Origin of the sequence: Mesorhizobium alhagi CCNWXJ12-2 (genome assembly GCF_000236565.1) — a bacterium.
In the GTDB taxonomy this organism is placed as follows: Bacteria; Pseudomonadota; Alphaproteobacteria; order Rhizobiales; family Rhizobiaceae; genus Allomesorhizobium; species Allomesorhizobium alhagi.
Map to the genome: position 1 here is coordinate 1 of NZ_AHAM01000274.1, position 6443 is coordinate 6443.

Annotated in this window: 4 protein-coding genes; 1 reads left to right on the plus strand and 3 read right to left on the minus strand. The window is 60.4% G+C overall.

The features are described from left to right. Positions 1-161: 161 nt before the first annotated feature. From MAXJ12_RS34695 to MAXJ12_RS29010, 3 genes are all read right to left on the minus strand, one after another. Positions 162-3644, minus strand: a complete 3483-nt coding sequence (locus tag MAXJ12_RS34695; RefSeq protein ID WP_008839711.1) for a choice-of-anchor D domain-containing protein — start codon at positions 3642-3644, stop codon at positions 162-164. A gap of 645 nt (positions 3645-4289) precedes the next feature. Continuing rightward, positions 4290-4682, minus strand: coding sequence for a pYEATS domain-containing protein (locus MAXJ12_RS29005; RefSeq protein WP_008839712.1), 393 nt, complete (start codon positions 4680-4682; stop codon positions 4290-4292). Next, positions 4682-5290 (minus strand): hypothetical protein, encoded by a 609-nt coding sequence (locus MAXJ12_RS29010; protein ID WP_008839713.1) that lies wholly within the window; start codon positions 5288-5290, stop codon positions 4682-4684. Before MAXJ12_RS29010 ends, MAXJ12_RS29005 begins: the two co-directional genes overlap by 1 nt. 920 nt (positions 5291-6210) lie before the next feature. Here MAXJ12_RS29010 and MAXJ12_RS37205 point away from each other — a divergent pair. Next, the coding region (locus MAXJ12_RS37205; protein ID WP_008839715.1) for a hypothetical protein at positions 6211-6443 on the plus strand (233 nt) is incomplete at its 3' end.

A 6443-nucleotide genomic window follows, 5' to 3' on the forward strand; every position in this document is an offset into this window, starting at 1 on the left:
AAGAACCTGGGGGTCGTCCCTCAAGTCCAGCTTCTTGGTTTCAACGACATCTTCTTCCAAAACGCGCCTCCTCTCAAATTTCTTTCGAGCGAAACGGCACTCGGAAAAGTCGGATCGTCCTTATCCACCCAGTCATCGGCAGCGCGTGCGACCGCCTGCGATCAGCAGCCGTCGTCGTCCTCCGGCTCGCCGCAACCCTCACCAAAACAGCAGGGATCGAGGCTTTGCATCCCACAGCCCTGGTCCAGGCAGCCACATCCGCAGTCGTCGCAGCCGCACCCTGATTTGCCGGGGGCGGAATGCGGCCAGACAGTGTAGGCTAGAAGGTCGAGCATCCTGACCGGCGTCTTGGGATCGTCGCTCTTGATGACGAGCTGGACGCATCTCGGGCACTTCTCGGTCGCTTTGTAGCGGATCAGCAGGGACAGACACGAGCCAGCAGGCAGCCTCGCCGGGAAGGGATTGTTGACCAGCCGCCAGTGACTGGTCTTGCGGTTGAATCCGACCTCAGTGACGTGCAACGGACATTTGCCGGTGTTGCATATGGTGATGGTCCGCTCACCGACACAGCAGGCCTTCACGGCACCGATGCAAGTCGATCCGGTGATCGTCAGTTCACCCTCCGGGGCCTTGCCCGAGACGCGGATGGTTTTCTCGCCGACCGGATCGTCGCTGTCGATGGTGATGGCGCCTGACTTGGCTCCGTGGCTTGTCGGCGCGAAGCGGATCGGAATCTCCACGGCATCGCCCGCACCAACCACGATCGGGAAGCTCAGCACATTCGCCACTGTGAATTCGGGCGAGGACGAGGTGATGGAGCGGATCGTCAACGGGCACTTCCCGCTGTTGTTCAGGATTAGGGGCAAGTCGGCGAAAGTGCACGGGCAGACTTCGCCGAAATCGCCCTGATCGGCGATGATCGCCACCAGCCGCGGGGGCGCGGTTTCGCCCGTCACACGGACATTCCTGGCGCCTGCGGGATCATTGCTGAACACGGTGATCGTGGCGGCCGAAATGCCGAAACCGCTCGGCCGATACCGGATCGGCACCTCCACCGAGTCCCCCGAGCCGATCACGATCGGATACGCCATAACGTCCGGCACCTCGAACTCGCCCGAGGACGAGGTGATGTTGCCGACGACCAGGGTATTGAAGCCGCTGTTGCTGAGCACAAGCGTCATATCCTTGTGCGTTCCGAGACAGACGTTTCCGAAGGCGCCGCTGTCGGCGATAATGGTCACCAGACGCGGCAGCAGCCTGACCTCGCGCACTGCGATATTGTTGTCGTTGGGGATCAGCCGCCAGTCCGCGATATCTTCGCCGGCCACGAACTTGTCGGTATTGCTGGGATCGCCCGGGGCCGAGACGATCATCAGCATGCTGTCGCGGTCGTTCGCGTCGGCCGTGGGCGTCCATTCGAAGGGACCGACAATCACCTCCTGGCTGTCGTTTGGCTGGATCGTGCCGGCCGCCAGCTCTGGCGTGGTCATGGGCCGAAGGTCGTCCGGCCAGGTCCGTCCGGCCAGGGGCTTGCTGTGGAATCCACGCACGACAACGTCCTCGGCCGCCGAACTGCCGCGGTTCCTGATCTTTACATAAGCGTAGTTGGTGCCGATCGTCGGCTCCTGATGCGCGTCCACCCCGTCCGGGGCATGGCGGTTCCAGATCGCCGCGGTGTCCGAGAAATCGGCAAGATACTCGTATTCGCCGCCGCGCCCGTCGTCGATGTAGACGTCAACGACGGGCGGTGCACCGTCGGTCAGGTCCTGCTGCTCAAAGGACCAGATCAGCACCTTCTCATAGGCGCCGCCGAACAGGCCCTCAGTCGTCCAGTCCCCCGCATCGGCGGTCAAGAGCGCATCAAGGAACAGGGCCGGATTGTTGGGGTTGCTGACCGGCGAGAGGGTGCCCACGGCGCGCAGCATCAGATAGCTCATCAACCGGGCCGAGAACTCGCGGCGGGTAAGCTGCGTCGAGTCGCCGCCGATCGAGCGGTAAACCCGGAACATCGTCGTCGAAAGGATCTGCTCGCTGCCATAGGAGCCGTCGTCGTTCACGCCGCCCCAGCCCCAGCCATCGACCACGGCGCGATCCGACCTGCGCAGGTTCTGTCGGAACGGCGAGCGAATGAATCGGTCAATCGCACCGCCATTGTGCCACTCGGACAGAAAGTCGTTCAGGATGATCGCGAAGCTGTCGCCGGCGCTGTGCGAGAACCCGAAATTCGCCGAGTTCACGTGGTCGTAAAGGATGCCGTGCCCGCCGAGTTCGTGCAGGACTACCGACCATTCCACGGCATTCCCCACATTCCCGGCCGAGGAATCAATCAGGCCGTAGCATGTGTGGTCGATCCCGTCGCCATCACCGATGCAATGCGCGTTGTTCGCCATGCCGAGGCCTTGATGATCGACGTCGATCGGAAAACTCGTGCCGTCGAAATAGTCATCGAGTGGGAATCCCAGGCTCTCAACCAGCCGGAAGAAGCGGTCGTTGTGGTAATAGGCGTTCACCGCACTGAAATCGTCGGTCCGCACGTTGAAGTCGAAGTCGCTGCCCGTGGGCCGGGTCGGCGCCGCGATGGCGGGTGCTTCGACATCAACGACCCTGACCAGATTGCCCGAGAGCGACTGGGTCCCCGCCATCGGCGGATCCAGCCCCTCAAGCACCACGTCGTCTCGCAGCGGGTTCAGCACGGCGTTGCCCTGTGTGGCGTCGTTGCCGTTGTTGCCCGTGCTCGTGATCGGGTCATAGGTGAAGACCAGCCCGTTCACCCCGGAGGCGAGTGCCCTCAGGTAAAGCACCGCCCCGGTCTCGACATCGACCAGCAGCCGCCAGTTCAGGCGCGCACCCCTGTAGGGCAGGCGGATCACCAGCTCGGCCACAAGGCGCCAGCTGCCATCCTTGATTGACCGTGGCACGGGCGCCAGTGGCAGGGTCGGCAGAACTTCGGGTTCGGTATCGCCGGGATTGGCCCCGCCCTTGCCCGGTCGCTGCACCGGATGATCATAGAGGCGACGCTCGGCGTCGTAGCGGTAGATATAGAAACGTCCCCGGATGAGTTTTGGCTCGGCAGCCTCGCCGCCTTGCTTCCGCCCTGCCTGCAACGCCTCGGCAAGAATCTCGGACAGAAGCGACGCTGCCCGGTCGGAGGCGGCTTTGGTCGCGGTCCACGCTTGCCCCGACGGGGAGGGATCGGTCTTCTCGCCTGTGGCGAACAGCGCGCGATACGTGGCCAGATCCTTGGCGGGAGGAAGCCTGGCAGCGACTCCCTGGACCTGGGTATTCGTTATCGACAGCACGCGCCCGTCGCTGCTTCGCGCGGTAACGGTCAGACCCGCTTCCCAGACCGGCGTATTGAGCACGGTCTGCCGATAGACATGGGTTGTCGTGTCGAAGAACGTCTTTGTGTCGCTGACCCGGAACTGAACGCCCTGCTCGACGGGTTCTTGGTATGAGACGGGCTGATCAAGCGAACCCAGTTCCTCGATCGGAATGCCAAGGCGCGGCGCGACCGACCGCAGCACGGATTTTGCCCCGCCACCCAAGGGTTTGCTTGCGGCATCGCGAAACTGGATGGCCCTGACCTGCTGGTCGTCGTCACGGGTTACAGTTGCGCCCAGCGCCGTGTCGAATGTCCGTTGCACGCCGATGCCTTTCGTTATGATATTTTTACAAATACTTTCCCGAAAGCGCGCGACCGTCTGTGCTGTGTTTCACATTCGCTACCATTTGATCCATCATGCAATGTTGCGGCGCTTTGTCAGTGCGCCAGGTAGACATTTGCAACCATTGGGCGATGCTTGCAGTTCGGCGGCGGGGTCCGCGGTGTGCGGCTCTCGGCCAGCACTTCGCGCGGCCAGTTATCGCCAATCCTGTGTTTGGGTGACTGGTCTTGCTGATCATTGATCATTGTCAGCGTCGCCTTCTTCGTAGCCTCTTTCTTTCAACCATAGAGATCCAACGGTCCGCGATAATGGCGGACTCATTCTTGTCTCGTAGTGAGAGCTCGTTGGGAATAAAACTTCGCGGCTTGATGTCCGAATTTGGGGCGCGTTGCCGTCCGGCTGCTGTTTGACAAGAATGGTGCCGAAAGTAGCCTGGCAGGTTTAGGGCGCGAAGGCCGGAAACCAGGCAGCGCTTAAGCTAATTGAGTATCCTCTGAGGATGATCACCCATTTCCGGGCATTTCGGTGCCCGGAAACATGCGGTTTTTGTGAAATGTTACAGCGAATCCATTCCAAGTCGATCCCGTTGAGATTGGGTAAAGGCTGATGGCTGCCGTCTCGGGGTCAGTTGTCCGGATATGGCTTGTCGAAGTCGACGCGGTGCACGACCTCTTTCGAGGACCCGTTCTTGAACTCGATCTTTGTCCGGAGGTTGAAACTCCCCCATCCAGATACGGTCAAGCCGAAGGGGTACCTGGGATTGTCCGTGTCGCAAATGCGCTGGACCGGGTCCGGGAAGGTCGGGTGGAGCGTGTAGACGACGCATTTGATGTTCCTCAATTCGGAATCATCTGCAACGACATAGGCGGTCCATTCGAACTGGTTCCCGCGCGCCTTTCTGGCAACGTTGTCGATGTCGACATCCTGGCTTCTCGCGTCTGATGTGGAGAGAGCCATGGACAGGGCAAAGGCCGCTGCAACCGATCTTATCCGCCAGGTGCGCCGTCCCTCGGGCATCAGTTGGCTTCCTCGTTGAGGTTCATGAAGCTTTCTGTCGGCAGGATGGCGGCACTTGCCCAGGATTTGTTCTCTTTAGCGCTACGCAGCCTGACGATGATTAAATCGTCCGATGATACCTTCGATACAGTCACCTTCAGCACGTTTCCTCCCGGAGCGCGCTGGATCGGCACCTCTCTTTTCACGGACGGCACGGTTTCGCCGGACCTTATAACCTCGACTGTAGCCTTGAAGTGGCCCGGCGGCCTTTCGACATTGGTATCCGGGAAGTTGATGTAATAGGTCATCGACAGTTTGGGCGGCGGGTCTACTCCGATCGACCAGGCAAGGAAAACGGCGATAGCTGCAGCGCCACTTGCCACGCCCGCCTGTCCCATCGGTTTGGCGCCAAAGCTGACTGCGGCGGTCGAGCCAATCCCGGCGAACATGGCAGCTACGCTGGAATAAACCAGGAGCCTGGTGAAGTTAAAATCCAAGTCTTGATGGTCTGCCCAGAAGACGGCGGCGAGCAGGAGCGCGCCAACCAGAATGGCAAGGGCAGAATACCAGATGCCGAGTGGGGGCTGGGTATCTGATTGCGCTGGTGTGTTCGCCATGATGTCCGACATCGCTCCTTGTCGGTCAATTACATGCAGTATACTCCATTTCTCCTTCGCCAGCAAAAATACTGAGTGCGTCTCCCATAAACAGCACCGAAGAGAAGGAAAATACTTCAAATACACGGCGCAATTAAGGAAAACTGGCGGACGCGCTGTCGGCACGGAGTATCTTCGCCTCCCTCGCGGCGGAAATCACTACCAGTCGTCCGTGCTCGGGCGGCCTGAGCCCGTATGGGAGTTCGCGGACTGGATCCATAACAGCTTTCCGCGCTCGGTCGCGCTTTGCCAGTCGGCTTACGCCGGTTGATCGAACGTGTACGGCTTAATCCGAGGGGAGAAAGCCTGCAGATAGCCGTTTCTTCCTGACGGAAATATTCCAATCTCCATCTCGGTCCGATGGTGGCGGTGCTTCGCCACAAATTTCCCAAACCAATCTCCACCATCGGACGAGAAAACCATCGTTTCGGCTGCTCGGACGATGCTTTCATTGACTTGCCCCACTTGGTCGCGTGCGACGTTTCGGCGTTTGTACCTGAACTCAGGGAAAGTGAAGTCAGGCTCTTTCTCGCGGTCTCGCTTCACGAGAAGGGGATTTACACGGATTGCTATATCTGGCGCCAATGGGATGAGCTTAGTGGAGAGGCGAGCATCGGCGGTATCCTATACGATCGAGTTGGTTCCATGTAAGGTAACCCGTTCTCATCCTGACTTGGCAGCCGAACTATCCTCGTCTACCGGGCTGCAGCGCCTGAACGAACCAAAACGCTCTTCGGATGGCAGGCAGGTGGAATAAAACCCGGAACGTTCCGTTTCCCCCCTCGAAGTTGGCAAAGATCGACGAAATGGATTGGCGGAATTCGCCATCCCCTTGCGTCCGATCCGGCCAGCCTCGCTCAACGGTCGCTTTTCGCGACATAGGGAGAAGAACGATGACCAAGATCGTGACAACTAAAAACGCAGACGAAAATCCGGCCAACATCAGCCGGCGCAAAGCGCTATTGCGCCTTGGCCTCGCGGCGGGGGCGCTGTACGCCGCCCCGGCGATGTTGCAGCTCAACGAGGCCCGCGCGTCGGGCGGTTCGGGCGGTTCGGGCGGTTCCGGTGGCTCGGGCGGCGGTTCCGGTGGGGGTAGTCGTGGATCGCCCGGCAGCCGCGGGAGCGG